The sequence below is a fragment of the Streptomyces sp. MK7 genome, assembly GCF_032658145.1.
GTDB lineage: Bacteria > Actinomycetota > Actinomycetes > Streptomycetales > Streptomycetaceae > Streptomyces > Streptomyces spiralis.
The window spans coordinates 71,015-87,331 of the sequence record NZ_JAVACL010000029.1 but is presented as its reverse complement, the minus strand read 5'-3'; the positions used below and the strand labels follow the sequence as shown (position 1 = coordinate 87,331).

Below are 16,317 nucleotides of genomic sequence, written 5' to 3'. Positions count from 1 at the left end.
ATCAAGTCCGCCGCATCAACTCCTGCAGAGTGACGGCGACAGGTGGGAGGTGCGCGTCACCGTCCGCCTGAGCGGCCGTGGGCTTCTGCGGCCGTCGGCGGCCGTCGTACTCGGCCTGACCGCCCGGCGGATAGGCCGATCCGTGGCCCGCGCCGTGGACGATCTGGCCGAGAGCTGGAACGCCGGGGTGCCGCGGCTGGTGGCGATGGACAGGGGCGAGGTGAGAGCCGCGCTGACGGCTCGGCCGTGAGGCGCGGGTGCCCGTGAGTCGCGGGCGCTCCACAGGCCCGGTCGCCGCCGTCTACTCCGGAGGCGTGGGCGTCTCGGGAGTGCGGTACATCGCCTGCACGTCCAGCTCCAGTTGCACGGTCGGTCCGACGACAGCGATGCCGCGGGCCAGCATGGAACGCCAGTTGAGGGTGAAGTCCTCGCGGTGCAGCTCCGCCGTCGCCAGTGCCGCGCAGCGCAGTTCCTGCTCGTAACCGCCGTTCACCGTGCCGAGGTACGTCGTGTCCAGGCCCACGGAGCGGCTGGTGCCGTGCATGGTGAGCGTGCCGTGCAGCGTCCACTTGGAGCCGCCGCGGTAGACGAACCGGTTGCTGACGAAGTCGATGTACGGATAGCGCTCGACGTCGAGGAAGTCGGCGGAACGCAGGTGGTTGTCACGGGTCCTGTTGCCCGTGGCGATGCTGGAGGCGTCGATGCGCACCGACACCTGGGAGTCGGCCATGTCCGGCGCGACGCGGATGCCGCCGTCGAATCGGGTGAAGCGGCCGTGGACGTGCGCCATGCCCACGTGCTTGGCGATGAAACGGATCGCGGTGTGCGGAGGGTCGAACAACCAGGTGCCGGGTGCCGGGAGTTCCAGCTGACGGGCGGGCAGCAGCGCGATACGCGCGGGGGAGAGGGCGACGCCGGCGGCAATGTCGACGCTCTCGCGTGCGGGTGTCAGTCCCTCCGCGGTGGCCATCACGCTGTAGGAGCCGGGCGGCAGCGTCGCCATGAACAGGCCGTACGGATCGGTGGTGCCACGCGCGAGGACGCGGTGGCTGTCCACCGCGGTCACCGTGACCTCGGCACCGCCCATGGGCTGCCCCATGGGATCGACGACTTCACAGCCGTACGCACCCGCGCCGGCCGGCAGGGGCATCGACAGGCCCGACGCGGGACCGGAAGAGCTACGGGAACGCCGACGTCGGAGCAGCCCGAGGGCCATGCTGTTCACCTTTCTTCACGCGTGTCACCACTGCGAGGCCCGCTCATGTGTCGGCGTTCGTGGTCGCCGAAATCTTCCAGAGACTGGTTGCAGGCGCGATGAGATCAACTCTTCAACGATCATAGGGCAGCCAGTGCGGAGCAGTGCTTCACCGGTGCCGGACGTGTGAAGGCCACTGAGAAGTCCTTGATCACCACGAAAGACCGTAATCGTGGGCCCCGCCGCCATGCCTTGGGTACGTTGCTTTGCATCGCTGCTGTGGCGAACGACACTCGAACTCCCGCGACATTCACGAGCGACTCGTGATTCCGTCACACACACCACACATCCGCCGCCACAGGTGCCACCTGGCGTCGGAGGCTGGAGGAGAGGCGGACACATGTCCCGCTTCGGTGAACCGGTTGCCGCCGGTGCGATGTGCCGACACCGTGATCTGCGCCGTCGTTGGTTCGGCGGACTGCTCCGAGCCGACGCGTGCTACGCGGTACCAGGAGGGGGTGTTCGGGCAGTACAAGCCGTGCGTGGAGATGGCCGTGCGCGGGCTCGGGCGGCCGGGTCGGCGGCACCGCCGACACGGTCCTCAGGGTCGGCGCGATGGGCATCCCGGTGATGTCGTCCAGTTCCTCTTCGTCGGCCGGCGCCACCGAGCCCGGCGCCTCCGGGGTGACACGGCTCGCGAAACCGTCCGCCGTCGCGGGTTTTGCCTGTCCAGTGTCTCGCGGGCGACCTTTGTGCTCGGGCCGGGCGCGGGACGGTGCCGTCGGCCCTCGCCGCCCGCCGGCGGCGAGGGCCGTGGCCGGAACGGGAACGTTCCGATTCCGGCCGCGGGCTGTTGCGTGCCGCCTCAGAGCAGGCTGACCCCATAGGCGCTCAGCGCCTCGGTGACCGGCTGGAAGAACGTGGTGCCGCCGGAGGTGCAGTCGCCGCTGCCTCCGGAGGTCAGGCCGATGGCCTTGTTGCCGTCGTACAGCGGGCCGCCGGAGTCGCCGGGCTCCGCGCACACCGTGGTCTGGATCAGGCCGTAGACCGTGCCGCCGCCCTTGCTGTAGCGGACGGTGGCGTTCAGCGCGGTGACCTTGCCGGAGTGCACGCCGGTGGTGGAACCGTCGCGAGTGACGGTCTCGCCCACGTAGGCGTCCGCAGCGCTGTACCCGCCGGAGTGGCTGAGCGAGGTGTTGTCGTAGCGCACCAGGGCGTAGTCGTCGCCCGGGAAGCTGTAGCCGACGTTGCTCCCGATGAGGGTGTTGCGGTTCTGGTCGGTGTACCAGGTGCTGACGTCCTTGGCGCAGTGGCCGGCTGTCAGGAAGTAGTAGGTCCCGTTCTTGACCACGTTGAAGCCGAGCGAGCAGCGGTAGAGATAGCGGCCGCCGACGCCCCAGATGGCATCGCCGGGATTGACCTCCGGGCTGAAGGTGCCGGCGGTCCGCTGGACGCGCACCGCGTCGCCGTAGCGCGCGGCGGTCTGCTTGAGTGTGGCGAGGTCGGCGCGCGAGACCGTGCTGTCAGCGGTCACGAACAATCTGCCCTGCTTGTCGTAGCCCCAGGAGATGCCCTCGATCCCCGTGGCGTCGACCGCGGAGGCGGCGCTCTTGGCCTGCTGCGCGGGGCTCGGGGCGGCCTGTGCGGGCCCTGCCAGGGCGCCGGCGGCGATCAGGGCGGACGCTATCGCGGTGGCGAAGGTGGTGCGCTTGAACCTCAAGACGGCCTCCTCAGGCGTCAGCAAGGATTGGCGGCCGGAACCACGACGGGTCACGTCGTGTTCCTGTCAAAGCTGAGTATTCTGGCCAACTCCCCGCAGGCACAAGGGAACGTAATGAACTGTCCAAGCGCGGAGTTGAACGGGCGTCACGGGTGCTGTGGGATGCCTGCAACGCTCGTGTCGGTCGCCACGACGTCGGTTCCGAAGAGCCTTCCCCCATGTGTCCTGCCCTGCGGAGACGGAAAGGCGGCGGAGGCGTTCGCCGCGGGTGCCGCTGACCGCGATCAGCGAAGAGGGTCGGCCGAGGTCTCCGGCGTACGCTGCCGCAGTCAGCCGAGCCTGGGACCAGTGTGCCGTCCGGCCTGCGGTTATGTGCCCGCTGTGGGGGTTACGTGATTCTTCCGTGGATGGTTAACCTGTCGGGGTGTGCGGCCCCGAGCGGTTCCGCCGGGGAACGGCTTCGTACCGCGGCGCGCGAAGCCGCCCCCCGAACCCGCCGTCCGTTCACTGTGATCACCCTCGGAGCCCGAACATGCCCCTGCTCGCCGATGAAGAGGACACGCGCAAGGTCCAGACGGCGGTCGCGGGTTCGCCGGGCGCCGACCACCCGGTGTACTTGCCCATGGACGGCTCCGACTTCGACCGCTTCATCCGGGCCTACCCGGCCAGGGAGTTCTACTGCGGCACGCTTCTCGGGGGCTGCGGCCGGAAACTGTCGGCACGCAAGTACCGTGACAAGAAGTGCCACTTCGCACATGTTGTGTCGGGTCACTGCCGGCGCGTGTCGACGAACGAGGCCAGCGCTGACCACCTCTACATCGGCAGGGCTCTCGCGGCCTGGATGAAGGAGCAGAAGTACAAGAACGTGCAGGTGCGGTACAAACAGCGCGGGCAGAGCCTTCGCGAGGTGGTCGACGTCACCTATACGCGTGGCGGAGACGTACACCGTCACCTCGCGCGAGTACAGCTGGCCCGGCGGTCCAAAGCGGAATGGGAACGCACCGACGCGGAGCTCCACGGTCAGTGGGCCGGCGTCCAGTGGCTGTTCGGACCCGACAGCATGCTGGCCAACTGGCAGATGGACAGGCAGGGGTACGCCATCCGGATCCAGTGCCGTCCACTCGGGGTCACACGCGTGGTGGAAGTCGGCGTACAGTTCCCGGATTCCCCTGTCGAGTGGGTCTCCCTTTCCCAGTGCCGGATGACCGCCCACGGCATACAAGCTCCCGCACTGGAGCTCACCGAGAGCGGGCTCGTCCCCCGAGGCCGGGAGATGCCCTCGCCCACGAGGCCGGTCGTCCGGAGGCAGCCGGCCGAACCTCCCGCAGAACGTCACACCGAACAGCCGCCCTCGGCACGCAGCGATCCGGCGCCCGCCCTCGCCGCCCCCGAATCCACGAGGAGCGGTCCACCCCCATCGGCTCTGACGCTGGACCGCATCCGTGCGCGGGAGGACAGGGAGACCACCGAGCGCCTGATCGTCCTCCTCGATCATCTCGATCGGGTGGGGGACGACCTCCATCTCGACCAGATGCAGACCGTCCTGCGCAAGGTCAGGGCGTATGAGGAAGCCTTGTGGCACCGGCCGGGTACCGCCCTGCGAGCGCGTGTCGCCACGTGGCGCGCCCACGCTGCCGCCATGGCCGCGCGTCCCACTTTCCGGGAGATATGTGCTTGTGCCGAGCTGGTTCGATGGACCCTGGGCATGGCCGCCCGGACGGGACGTCCGCTCACGTGGACGGAGCTCGGGTCACGTCTGGACGCTCGGCTGCCGGCGCTTCACCCGAACGACAAGGTGTCGATACTGGTCGAGGCGGACCGCGGGACGTGCTCGGACCGGCCGCTTCTGTCGGCCCTCGTGGCCGCTCGAGGAAACCGGGTGCATCCGCTGTACGCCGACGTGCTGGACCACCTGGACCGCCCGGTTCCTGCTCCCGAGGATGCGCAGGCCTCGTGGGAGGAGGATCTGCGCAGCCATCGCCGAGACCGGAGACTTCAGGGCCAGCAGTTCGTGATCACAAATTCCGGTGCTTCGAGTCTCGTGCTTCCCTAGACTCGTTCGTACCGCGCCGCTCGCGTCGAGCGTGCGCACCGAGCAGGAGCGGGCTGTCCGCGCCGGGACCACGGTGGTGACCGCCACCGTCCCGCCGGCCGAGCTGTTCGGCTACGCGACCCGACTGCGCAGCCGTACCCAGGGCCGGGGCACCTTCACCACCCGTCTTGCCGGGTACGCCCCCGCGCCGGGGGCCGTCCCGGACTCGGCGCCTGCCGGGTAGCTGTAGAGCGTGCCGTCGGTGAAGTCCGTGCCGGGCGGCGGTTCGCCGGGCCGGTCCCTCCCGTGGTGCCGGAGGACCGGCCCCCACCGCGCCACGGTCCGCCCCACGCCGCCCCGTCCCACGCCGCCCCGCCCCACACACCAACGCACCGCTCACAGCCCCCGGTTGCCCACTCTCCGTAGCATTCGCGACCTTCACCGATTCCTCCGTGCCGCAACCCTTGACGGACCTCCGTCGAAGGGTTTAACTCACGTCCTAAATTAAGCCGTGAGGGTGCTTCACGAGTTGAACGGTCGAACGCTCCCTCTGGTTCTCACTCCCGGAAAGGGACACCAGGAGCCATGCGCAGCATCCGAGCCGCGGCCGTAGGCGCCGTCACCTTGTCTCTCGCCCTTGCCGCCTCGGCCTGCGGAGGCGGTTCGTCGACGGGCGGAGGGTCGGGCGACTCACCGAAGACGCTCACGTACTGGGCCTCCAACCAGGGCGCCAGCATCGAGGTCGACAAGAAGGTCCTCCAGCCCGAACTCGACAAGTTCGAGAAGCAGTACGGGATCAAGGTGAAGCTGGAGGTCGTGCCCTGGTCGGACCTGCTCAACCGGATCCTGACCGCGACCACCTCCGGGCAGGGGCCCGACGTCCTCAACATCGGCAACACCTGGAGCGCGTCGCTCCAGGCCACCGGCGCGCTGCTGCCGTGGGACGCGAAGAACTTCGCGAAGATCGGCGGCAAGGACCGCTTCGTCGACTCCGCCCTCGGCTCCACCGGCGTCCAGGGCCAGGACCCGGCCGCCGTACCGCTGTACTCGATGGCGTACGCGCTCTACTACAACAAGAAGATCTTCGCCGACGCCGGGATCGCCAAGCCGCCCGCCACCTGGGACGAGCTGGTCGCCGACGGGAAGAAGATCCAGGCCAAGGGCAAGCAGGTCCTCGGCGCCGAGGGGGCCAACGTCTCCGAGAACATCCACCACGTCTTCGTCTTCGCCAAGCAGCACGGCGCCGACTTCTTCACCGCCGACGGCAAGCCCGACTTCACCAACGACGGAGCGGTCGCCGCCGTCAAGCAGTACGTCGACCTGATGGCCAAGGACAAGGTCGTCCCGCAGGGCAACGCCGAGTACGCGCAGAACCAGTCGGTGAGCGACTTCGCCAAGGGGAAGACGGCGATGCTGCTGTGGCAGTCGGCCTCCGCCAACCTCAAGTCCCAGGGGATGAGCGAGGACGCCTACGGCATCGCCCCCGTGCCCGTGCAGTCCGGTACGCCCGGCACCGGCACCCAGGTCAACTCGATGGTTGCCGGCATCAACATGGCCGTCTTCAAGAACACCCACAACCTCGACGGCGCCACGAAGTTCGTGAAGTTCATGACCAGCGACGACGAGCAGAAGATCCTCAACACGGCCTACAGCTCCATCCCGCCGGTCAAGTCCGCCCAGGCGGACCCCTCGTTCAACACCCCGGCCAACGCCGTCCTGAAGAACACCCTGGCCACCAGCGCCGCCGCGCTGCCCCAGGTCGCCCAGGAGTCCCAGTTCGAGACGACCGTCGGCACCGCCGTCAAGGAGCTGTTCGCCGACGCCGCCGCCGGGCGCGCGGTCACCACCGACTCGGTGAAGGCCAAGCTCGAAAAGGCCCAGCAGCAGATGCCGGCGAAGTGAGCACGATGACCACCACCACCGCCGTCAGGGAGACGGCGGGCACCACGGCCCCCGGTGCGGCGCCCACCCCGCGCCGCACCGGGCGGCTGAGGCGCATCGGACTGCCGTACCTGCTGCTCCTGCCCGCCCTGCTCCTCGAACTCCTGGTCCACCTCGTGCCGATGGTCATCGGCGTCGTGATGAGCTTCAAGGAGCTCACCCAGTTCTACATCCGCGACTGGGGCAGCGCCCCCTGGTCCGGCCTCGGCAACTACAAGGTGTCGGTGGACTTCGACGCCCCCGTCGGCGAGGCCCTGCTCCACTCCTTCTTCGTCACCGTCGGCTTCACCCTGCTGTCGGTCGGCCTGTGCTGGCTGATCGGCACGACCGCGGCGATCTGCATGCAGGACACCTTCCGCGGCCGCGGCCTGCTGCGCGCGCTGTTCCTGGTGCCGTACGCGCTGCCCGTCTACGCGGCCGTCATCACCTGGGTGTTCATGTTCCAGCACGACAACGGCCTGGTGAACCACGTCCTGCACGACCAGCTGCACCTGACCGGCAAGCCGTCCTTCTGGCTGATCGGCGACAACAGCTTCGTCGCGCTGCTCGTGGTGTCGGTGTGGAAGGGCTGGCCGTTCGCCTTCCTGATCATCATGGCCGGGCTGCAGAACATCCCACGGGAGCTGTACGAGGCGGCCGCCCTGGACGGCGCCGGGATGTGGCAGCAGATCCGCCGCATCACCCTCCCGTCCCTCCGCCCGGTCAACCAGGTGCTCGTCCTGGTGCTGTTCCTGTGGACGTTCAACGACTTCAACACGCCGTACGTCCTGTTCGGCAAGGCCGCACCGGAGGCCGCGGACCTCATCTCGGTCCACATCTACCAGGCCTCGTTCGTCACCTGGAACTTCGGCACCGGCTCCGCGATGTCCGTCCTGCTGCTGCTCTTCCTGCTGGTGGTGACGGGCGCGTACCTGCTGCTCACCTCGCGCGGACGGAGGACCTCCGATGTCTGACTCCATCCGGTCCTCCTACAGGTCCTCCTATCAGTCCTCCGGCCAGACCTCCCAGCCCACCTCCTTCAGGTCCCCGATGGCCCCGCCGCGCTCCTTTCTCTGGTCCCGGCGGATCTTCCTCACGCTGCTCACCGGGTTCGTCCTGGTGCCGGTGTACGTCATGGTCTCCAGCTCCCTGAAGCCGCTGGCCGACGTCACGGGCAAGTTCCGCTGGCTGCCGAGCGGCCTGACGATCCGCCCCTACATCGACATCTGGTCGACGGTCCCGCTGGCGAGGTACTTCGTGAACTCGCTGATCGTGGCGGGCGCGGCGACGGTCTGCTCGGTGGTGATCGCGGTCTTCGCCGCGTACGCCGTGAGCCGCTACAGCTTCCGCGGCAAGCGCGTCTTCACTGTCACCGTGCTGTCCACCCAGATGTTCCCGGGCATCCTCTTCCTCCTCCCGCTGTTCCTCCTCTACGTCAACATCGGCAACGCCACCGGCATCGCCCTGTTCGGCTCCCGCGGCGGCCTGATCCTCACGTACCTCACCTTCTCCCTCCCGTTCTCCATCTGGATGCTGATCGGCTACTTCGACTCGGTGCCGCGCGACCTGGACGAGGCGGCACTGGTGGACGGCTGCGGGCCGCTCGGCGCGCTGTTCCGCGTCGTCGTGCCGGCCGCGGTACCCGGCATCGTCGCCGTCGCCGTCTACGCCTTCATGACCGCCTGGGGCGAGGTGCTCTTCGCCTCCGTGATGACCAACGACACCACCCGCACGCTCGCCGTGGGCCTGCAGGGCTACTCCACGCTGAACGACGTGTACTGGAACCAGATCATGGCCGCGTCGCTCGTCGTCAGCGTCCCCGTGGTCGCCGGCTTCCTGCTGCTGCAGCGCTACCTCGTCGCCGGGCTGACGGCAGGAGCCGTCAAGTGACCGACCGCTTCGATCCCGAAGGGACTTCTGTGACCATCGATCTCGCCGCGCTCCCGCACGACTTCCTGTGGGGCACGGCCACCTCGGCGTACCAGATCGAGGGAGCCGTCGCCGAGGACGGCCGCTCCCCGTCCATCTGGGACACCTTCTCCCACACCCCCGGGAAGATCGACAACGACGACCACGGCGACACCGCCTGCGACCACTACCACCGCTGGCGCGAGGACATCGCCCTGATGCGGCGCCTGGGCACCAACGCCTACCGGCTGTCCATCGCCTGGCCGCGCGTCGTGCCCGGCGGCGAGGGACCGGTGAACCCCAAGGGGCTCGCCTTCTACGACCGGTTGATCGACGCCCTGCTGGAAGCGGGCATCACCCCGTCCGTCACCCTCTACCACTGGGACCTCCCGCAGGTCCTCCAGGACCGCGGCGGCTGGCCCGAGCGGGCGACCGCCGAGCACTTCGCCGCCTACGCGTCGGTGGTCGCCGAACGCCTGGGCGACCGGGTCACCCACTGGGCCACCCTCAACGAGCCGTCCTGCTCGGCCTGGATCGGTCACCTCGAGGGCAAGATGGCCCCCGGCCTCACCGACCTGACGCCGGCCGTCCGCGCCTCGTACCACCTCCTGCTCGGCCACGGCCTGGCCGTACGGGCGATCCGCGCCGCCGCCCCTAACGCCCGGATCGGCATCGTCAACAACCTCTCCACGGTCCACCCCGCCACCGACCGCCCCGAGGACGCGGCGGCCGCCCGCCGCCACGACGGCCACGTCAACCGCTGGTGGCTGGACCCGGTGCACGGTCGCGGCTTCCCCGCCGACATGCGCGAGGTCTACGGCGTCGACCTCCCCGAACGCCCCGGCGACGCGGAGACCATCGCCGCCCCCCTGGACTGGCTCGGCCTCAACTACTACTTCCCGGCGTACGTCGCGGACGACCCCACCGGCCCGGCACCCCACGCCCGCTCGGTACGCCGCCCGGACGTGCCGCGCACCGGCATGGACTGGGAGATCGACGCGAGCGGCATCGAATCCCTGCTCCTGCGCCTCACCGACGACTACGGTGCCCGCAAGCTCTACGTCACCGAGAACGGCTCCGCCTTCCCGGACGTCGTCCGCCCCGACGGCACCATCGACGACCCCCAGCGCCAGGACTACCTCGTCCAGCACCTCGCGGCCTGCGCCGCCGCCGCCCGCAAGGGCGCCCCCCTCGCCGGCTACTTCGCCTGGTCCCTCCTGGACAACTTCGAATGGGCCTACGGCTACGATAAGCGTTTCGGCCTCGTCCACGTCGACTACGCCACCCAGGCACGCACCGTCAAGGGCAGCGGCCACCGGTACGCGGACATCATCCGCGCCCACCGCGCCGGAGGACGCCGGGCCGCCTGAGCCCGGCCCGGACGGCCGGGGGCACGGGAGGGGGAGCCCGTGCCCCCGGTACGCACCACTCCGAGGTTGCCGGGGCTCGGCACATTGCCCGTTCTCCACGAGCGACGACCAGGGCCCCGGCTTGTCCGCACGGCAACTGACCGTGGAGTGCGGCACGTTATTGGTGCGGACTTATTGACGCTGCATACCGACGATGATTCATTTCGTGGCTGAGAGCGCTCTCTCACGCGGAGGCCGGCCGCGATTCCGTTTACCCAACGCCGTTTCAAGGAGAGCCGTGTCTGTGATTCCCTCTCGTCGTGCCCTGCTCCGCGGGGCGGCGGCCGCTGCCGCAGCGGTGCCGCTGGCCGGAGCAACCGCGGGAGCCGCCTTCGCGTCGTCCCCCGTCTCCGCCTCCGCCTCCGCCTCCGCCGCCGGCTCGGGCGGTCACGGTGCCGCCGGTCACGGGACGGCCGGTCTGGGGCCGAACGTCCTGGTCTTCGACACGTCGATGGGCGACGCGGCGATCCAGGCGCAGATCGACGCCGTGTTCGCCGTCCAGCAGTCCAACCAGTTCGGCCCCGAGCGGTACGCCCTGGCGTTCAAGCCGGGCACGTACAACGTCGAGATCAACGTCGGTTTCTACACCCACGTCCTGGGGCTCGGCGCCAGTCCCGAGGACGTCGTGATCAACGGTCATGTGACCGTCGACGCCCAGTGGTTCGGCGGCAACGGCACCCAGGACTTCTGGCGGGCAGCCGAGAACCTGACCATCGTGCCGCCGGACGGGCTGGATCGCTGGGCCGTCGCCCAGGCCGCGCCCATGCGGCGCGTCCACGTCAAGGGCGACATGATCCTCATGCCGAGCCCGCCCGGCAACGGGTGGTCCAGTGGCGGCTTCCTGGCCGACAGCGTGGTGGACGGCCAGATCAACTCGGGCTCGCAGCAGCAGTGGCTGTCGCGTAACGACACCATCGGCAGCTGGACCGGCGCCAACTGGAACATGGTCTTCGTCGGCGTCCAGGGCGCACCCGCCACGTCCTTCCCGACCCCGCCCTACACGACCGTCGACCGCACCCCGGTGGTCCGGGAGAAGCCGTTCCTGACCGTGGACCGGCGCGGGGCGTACCACGTCTTCGTGCCCGCGCTGCGCCGCAACAGCACCGGCACCTCCTGGGCCGGCGGGCCGGCCGCCGGCCACAGCATCCCGCTGACCGAGTTCCACGTCGCACAGCCGGGCGACTCAGCCGCGAGCATCAACGCGGCGCTCGCTCGCGGCAAGCACCTCCTGCTCACCCCGGGCATCTACCCGCTGTCCGCGCCGCTGCGGGTCTCCCGGCCGGGCACCGTCGTTCTCGGCCTCGGTCTGGCCACCCTCCAGGCCGTCAAGGGCAACTCACTCGTCGAGGTCGCCGACATCGGTGACGTCTCCGTGGCCGGCGTGATCCTCGAAGCCGCCTCCGCGAGCTCCCCCGTGCTGCTGCGCGTCGGCGACGGCCACACCCGCAAGAACCACGCACGCCGGCCCACCGCGCTCTTCGACGTCTTCCCGCGCATCGGCGGCGCCGTCCCCGGCGGCACCGAGGTCAGCATCCAGATCGACAGCAACGACGTGATCGTCGACCACGTCTGGGCCTGGCGCGCCGACCACGGCCTCGACGGCACGGTCGGCTGGTCGGTCAACCCCGCGGGCGTCGGCTTCCTCGTCAACGGCGACCGGGTCACCACCTACGGCCTGTTCGTCGAGCACCACCAGAACTACGAGGTGCTCTGGAACGGCAACCACGGCCGCACCTACTTCTTCCAGAACGAGCACCCCTACGACGTCCCGACGCAGTCGGCCTGGAAGCACGGCAGCACCAACGGCTTCGCCGCCTACAAGGTCGGCGACCACGTCACCGAGCACCACGCGTGGGGCCTGGGCAGCTACGCCTACTTCAACCTCAACGCGAACATCTACACCGACCGCGCCTACGAGGTCCCCGACACTCCGGGCGTCGTCTTCACCTCGCTGATGACCGTCTGCCTCAACGGCGCGGGCGGCGGCGGAATCCTGCACTGCATCAACAACACGGGCGATCCCGTGGAGAACGGCTTCGGAACCTACAACATGAAGTCGTACTCGAACGGCGTCGGGGTGGTCTGACCTGCGCCGCGGGCGGTGCGGCTCGCACGGCGCACTCCGCCCACACGGTCTTGCCGGGCCTGCCGTCGGCACGGGCCTACAGCCCCAGCGGTCGGTCAGGGCCTCGGCAAGGAGGAGGAGGCCACGGCCGTCGTCGCGCGGGTCGCCTCCGATGTGCGGCGGGTAGGTGGGGGAGGCGTGCGCCGCGGGGGTTGGCCGCACTGAAAGTTACGCGGGCGGTGGCACGGCGGACAGTGGCACACCTACGCCGTCGAGTGGGCCCCGACAGCCATGCGCTTCTGCGCCGACGACCCTCTGGTCCAGGAGACCACCCGCAACGTCCTCGAGTCGACGCGCGGCCAGTGGGTCTACGACCACCCCCAGTACGGCATCCTCAACCTCGCCCTCGGCCGCGCGTACCCGGCCGGCTGGAACAAGGTGACCAGCCCTTACCGGGGGCTGCCTCAGTCGAGCGTGGACAAGGTCGCGGGTGGGGGAATGCGGGCTGAGGCGGATTCGGTGCGGGGGGAGCAGAAGGTTTGCGGGGCCGATAGCGCACGAACACCGATCACCGCCCCCCAACCAAAGGACAGCCAGGTATTCTTGATCACATCGTCATAGCGGCCCGACGGGCTTCCGCTCCACCTCGGTGGAGTCTCGAAGGACATGCCCCCACCCGCACGAGTTACTTCGTGCTGCCTGGGGGAAGTCCGTGCTGTTCCGCGAGTCCGCACACACGATCGCCGCAAGAGCGCTGGACAGTTCGCTGTACCTCCACCTCACCGAGCAGTTCGTCCACATGCACGGATACCGCCCCGGCACCTCCGAGGTCCGTTCCTGGGAGCGGAGCATCCCCGCACTGGCGGCTGCGCTCAACGACGCAGGACTCGGCGAGGTGGAGGTGATGCTGGAGTACGCCCTCCCGCTCAACAGCAAGCGCGCCGACGCTGTCCTCGCCGGAGTGCACCCCGCCACCGGCGAGCCGTCGTACGTGGTCGTCGAGCTGAAGCAGTGGAGCCAGGCCGAACCGGACGAGGACGACCCGGCGCTGTGCCGGATCGACGCCTACGCGCACCCCGTCCTCAATCCCGTCGAGCAGGTACGCCGCTACTGCGAGTACCTCGTCAACTTCAACGGCGCGGTGGCCGAGCACCCAGGCCGGGTCAGTGGCGTGGCATACCTGCACAACGCCACTGAGTTCGGCGTGAGCGGTCTGCGTGCGATCGAACTCGATGACCACGGCCAGATGTTCACGGGTGAGCGACGCGGCGAATTCATCGACCACCTCCGCGCCAGGCTCAGCGACAAAGTGCCGGGCGCCCGCGCGGCCGACGAACTTCAGGCGGGCAAGACGGTCCCGTCGAAGCAGCTCATGTCGGTCGCCGCCCAGGAGGTGCGCGATCGAGAGCAGTTCGTTCTCCTGGACGAGCAGCAGGTCGCGTACCGCATGGTGCTCAACGCCGTACGCAAGGCCAAGCAGTCCGACCACAAGGAGATAGTGGTCATCACCGGCGGCCCCGGCACCGGCAAGAGCGTCATCGCGCTCTCGCTGCTCGGCGAGCTGTACCGGCAGGGCGTCCCGGCCCTGCACGCCACCGGCTCCCAGTCGTTCACCAAGACGATGCGCAAGGTCGCGGGCACGCGCAAACGCGAGGTACAGGACCTCTTCAAGTACTTCAACAGCTTCATGGCGGCCGAGAAGAACTCTCTCGACGTCCTGATCTGCGACGAGGCCCACCGGATCCGCGAGACCTCGGCCAACCGCTACACACCAGCGGTCCACCGCACCGGCAAGCGGCAGATCGACGAACTCATCGACGTCGCCCGCGTGCCTGTCTTCCTCCTCGACGAGCACCAGGTGGTGCGCCCTGGAGAGATGGGCACCGTGGAGGACATCAAGGCGGCTGCGGCGGCCAAGGGCTTCGAATGCCACGTCGTACCGCTGGAGAGCCAGTTCCGCTGCGGCGGAAGTGACGCCTACCTGCGCTGGGTGATACGTCTCCTCGGCCTGGAGGCGGGCGGCCCGGTGGCCTGGGAACCCGACGACCGCATGCAACTGCTGGTCGCCGACAGTCCCCAGGAAATGGAAAAGTTCCTCCAGGCCCGCAGGGACCAGGGCTACGGCGCCCGCATGTCCGCCGGCTACTGCTGGCCTTGGTCCAAGGAACCCAGGCCTGGCGATCCGCTCCCCGCCGATGTCGTCATCGGCGACTGGGCCCGCCCCTGGAACCTCCGCGGCGACCGCTCCGTCTCCGGCGCACCGCCGTCCGCCCTGTGGGCCACCGACCCGGCCGGCTTCGGTCAGGTCGGCTGCGTCTACACCGCACAGGGCTTCGAGTACGACTGGTCCGGCGTGATCATCGGCCCCGACCTGGTCTGGCGCGGCGATCGCTGGATCACGGACCGCAGGCAGTCCAAGGACCCGGTCTTCAAGAAGTCGACCTCCGACGACGACGTCGACCGCCTCATCCGCAACACCTACAAGGTGCTGCTGACCCGCGGCATGATCGGCACGATCGTGTACTCCACGGACCCGGAGACGCGGGAGAAGCTGCGGGCACTGGTGGGCGGAGTGGAGGCACGGGACGCGGTGCCGGCCTGACGGGCACCGGCCCGAGGCCGTGAGCTGCGTAATGCATGCAGCGCAGTTAAAATGCCTGCATGACTGCTCTGACGATCCGAGACGTCCCGGACGACACGCTCGCCATACTGAAGGCCCGAGCAGCCCGGATGGGCAAGTCGCTCCAGGCGTACGCACTTGATCTGCTCGTCGGCGAAGCGGCCAGGCCGACGCTGGCCGAGGCCGCAGCCCGCGCCGAAGCGGAAGCGGGTGCGGCCTTGAGTCCTTCGGACGTACTGGGCGCGATCGACGACGCGAGGGCCGGTCGTTGATCGTCGCCGACTGCTCCGCACTGGTGTTCTTCCTTACGGATGCGGGACCGATCGGGCACCGGATCCGTGAACGGGTGGGGAAGGAGGACCGGATCGCCGCACCTCATCTGATCGACTACGAGATCATGTCCGCTCTGCTCGGCCTGGCGCGAGGTCGGCGCGGCGGCGAGCCGAAGCTCGATGCGACGCAACTGCGCAAGGCCCTGGCCACCTACCGGGACCTCGCCGTCGACCGGCACGAAACCCTGGTCCTGTGGGAGCGCGTCAAAGACCTCTCCAGCAATCTGTCCGCGTACGACGCACAGTACGTCGCGCTGGCAGAGGCCCTGGGCGTACCTCTTCTCACCTGTGACGCCAGGATCGGCCGGAGCGGCGCGGCACGCTGCCCGATCGAGACCTTCGAGACGGGGCCCTGACTTCGGCCCAAGGTGTGACAGGTGGTCGCAGTAGGGCGGTTGTCATCGGATGCCCTGACACGGCGCGGCCGAGTTCAGTACCGTGCATGCTCTGATGAGTTCGCGTGCTGCGAGGGGGGACTCGTGAAGCTCACCTATGTCTGCTTCGAGGGAACACCGGAAGAACTCGATGCCTCCACGCTGATCCGCGGGATACTCCAGCCCGGGTCCGGCACGGTCGACGCGGCCCGGAGGGCGGCGCTGGTCGTCGATCATCCCGACAGCGCCGAGGATGTGGACTTCGGATGGCGCATCGAGGGCGACGTACCTGGTGTGGCGGAGGAGGGGCAGGACACGGTGAAGGCGCAACTCGCCTTCAACCCCGCCGCCCAGCAGTTCGTCGACTTCCTGGCCAAGGCCGGATCCTGGGAGAACGTCGTGGTCCACGGCATCAAACGCAAGACTTGGCAGGCGGGCGAGCCGCTGGACTACTCCGGGTACCTCCGCCTGCGCCGCAAGGGCAGCCAGTACGGCGGTTTCGCCTATGCCTTCGCGTCGACAGGCCTGGTCAACTTTCGTCTGCGGCGCAGCGACCAGATCGAGAAGCTGGCCCCTCAGGCCTATTTCCTGACCGCCGGCAACCCCGAATACAGGGTGAGCATCCTCGTTCGGGACGAAGACACCCTTGAGCAGGCGCTCGCACTGGCGGAACTCGCTTACGACGCCACATGACCATCCTTGTCCGGCAAAGGGAGATTTGACGGCTTTCGGTTTCTGTTGG

Annotated in this window: 13 protein-coding genes and 2 pseudogenes; 13 read left to right on the top strand and 2 right to left on the bottom strand. The window is 68.9% G+C overall.

The window, feature by feature from the left end:
* Positions 1-49 precede the first annotated feature (49 nt).
* Positions 50-250, top strand: coding sequence for a hypothetical protein (locus tag R2S09_RS27190; protein ID WP_316743828.1), 201 nt, complete (start codon positions 50-52; stop codon positions 248-250).
* 51 nt (positions 251-301) lie between these two features.
* Here R2S09_RS27190 and R2S09_RS27185 read toward each other — a convergent pair whose 3' ends face one another.
* Together R2S09_RS27185 and R2S09_RS27180 are read right to left on the bottom strand one after the other, a co-directional pair.
* A complete protein-coding gene (locus R2S09_RS27185; RefSeq protein ID WP_306191323.1) occupies positions 302-1,216 on the bottom strand; it encodes a YceI family protein in 915 nt (304 codons plus the stop codon).
* 844 nt (positions 1,217-2,060) lie between these two features.
* Entirely contained in the window at positions 2,061-2,915 is an 855-nt protein-coding gene (locus tag R2S09_RS27180; RefSeq protein WP_316743825.1) for a S1 family peptidase, read from the bottom strand.
* A gap of 532 nt (positions 2,916-3,447) precedes the next feature.
* Here R2S09_RS27180 and R2S09_RS27175 point away from each other — a divergent pair.
* The 12 genes and pseudogenes from R2S09_RS27175 to R2S09_RS27120 all read left to right on the top strand — a co-directional run bounded on the left by R2S09_RS27175 (position 3,448) and on the right by R2S09_RS27120 (position 16,268).
* Positions 3,448-4,968 carry a competence protein CoiA family protein gene (locus tag R2S09_RS27175; RefSeq protein ID WP_316743823.1) on the top strand — a complete coding sequence of 507 codons (1,521 nt, stop codon included), beginning with the start codon at positions 3,448-3,450 and terminating at the stop codon, positions 4,966-4,968.
* Between the two features lie 58 nt (positions 4,969-5,026).
* A pseudogene (locus tag R2S09_RS27170) lies at positions 5,027-5,191 on the top strand (hypothetical protein); the annotation flags it as partial.
* A gap of 341 nt (positions 5,192-5,532) precedes the next feature.
* A complete protein-coding gene (locus tag R2S09_RS27165; RefSeq protein WP_316743822.1) occupies positions 5,533-6,849 on the top strand; it encodes a sugar ABC transporter substrate-binding protein in 1,317 nt (438 codons plus the stop codon).
* Between the two features lie 5 nt (positions 6,850-6,854).
* Complete coding sequence (locus R2S09_RS27160) at positions 6,855-7,841, top strand: sugar ABC transporter permease (RefSeq protein ID WP_316743821.1); 987 nt, start codon at positions 6,855-6,857, stop codon at positions 7,839-7,841.
* 76 nt (positions 7,842-7,917) lie between these two features.
* A complete protein-coding gene (locus tag R2S09_RS27155) occupies positions 7,918-8,757 on the top strand; it encodes a carbohydrate ABC transporter permease (protein WP_030174916.1) in 840 nt (279 codons plus the stop codon).
* A gap of 29 nt (positions 8,758-8,786) precedes the next feature.
* Positions 8,787-10,145: a GH1 family beta-glucosidase gene (locus R2S09_RS27150; protein WP_316743861.1), complete on the top strand. Its 1,359-nt coding sequence runs from the start codon at positions 8,787-8,789 to the stop codon at positions 10,143-10,145.
* A gap of 277 nt (positions 10,146-10,422) precedes the next feature.
* Positions 10,423-12,270: an adenylyl cyclase gene (locus R2S09_RS27145; protein ID WP_316743819.1), complete on the top strand. Its 1,848-nt coding sequence runs from the start codon at positions 10,423-10,425 to the stop codon at positions 12,268-12,270.
* 208 nt (positions 12,271-12,478) lie between these two features.
* Positions 12,479-12,786: pseudogene (locus R2S09_RS27140) on the top strand (family 16 glycosylhydrolase); the annotation flags it as partial.
* 175 nt (positions 12,787-12,961) lie between these two features.
* Entirely contained in the window at positions 12,962-14,851 is a 1,890-nt protein-coding gene (locus R2S09_RS27135) for a DUF2075 domain-containing protein (RefSeq protein ID WP_316743817.1), read from the top strand.
* A 59-nt stretch (positions 14,852-14,910) separates the two neighbouring features.
* Complete coding sequence (locus R2S09_RS27130) at positions 14,911-15,141, top strand: FitA-like ribbon-helix-helix domain-containing protein (RefSeq protein ID WP_316743815.1); 231 nt, start codon at positions 14,911-14,913, stop codon at positions 15,139-15,141.
* On the top strand, positions 15,138-15,557 hold the full coding sequence (locus R2S09_RS27125; protein WP_316743813.1) for a type II toxin-antitoxin system VapC family toxin: 420 nt from the start codon (positions 15,138-15,140) through the stop codon (positions 15,555-15,557). The genes R2S09_RS27130 and R2S09_RS27125 overlap by 4 nt, the downstream gene beginning before the upstream one ends.
* 123 nt (positions 15,558-15,680) lie before the next feature.
* Positions 15,681-16,268 carry a hypothetical protein gene (locus R2S09_RS27120; protein ID WP_316743811.1) on the top strand — a complete coding sequence of 196 codons (588 nt, stop codon included), beginning with the start codon at positions 15,681-15,683 and terminating at the stop codon, positions 16,266-16,268.
* Positions 16,269-16,317: the final 49 nt, after the last annotated feature.

What these genes read in the sequence shown, in the direction of transcription:
- R2S09_RS27160 (WP_316743821.1), top strand. Translation starts at nt 6,855, where the DNA reads ATGACCACCACCACCGCCGTCAGGGAGACGGCGGGCACCACGGCCCCC.
- R2S09_RS27165 (WP_316743822.1), top strand. Translation starts at nt 5,533, where the DNA reads ATGCGCAGCATCCGAGCCGCGGCCGTAGGCGCCGTCACCTTGTCTCTC.
- R2S09_RS27130 (WP_316743815.1), top strand. Translation starts at nt 14,911, where the DNA reads ATGACTGCTCTGACGATCCGAGACGTCCCGGACGACACGCTCGCCATA.
- R2S09_RS27175 (WP_316743823.1), top strand. Translation starts at nt 3,448, where the DNA reads ATGCCCCTGCTCGCCGATGAAGAGGACACGCGCAAGGTCCAGACGGCG.
- R2S09_RS27185 (WP_306191323.1), bottom strand. Translation starts at nt 1,216, where the DNA reads ATGGCCCTCGGGCTGCTCCGACGTCGGCGTTCCCGTAGCTCTTCCGGT.
- R2S09_RS27155 (WP_030174916.1), top strand. Translation starts at nt 7,918, where the DNA reads ATGGCCCCGCCGCGCTCCTTTCTCTGGTCCCGGCGGATCTTCCTCACG.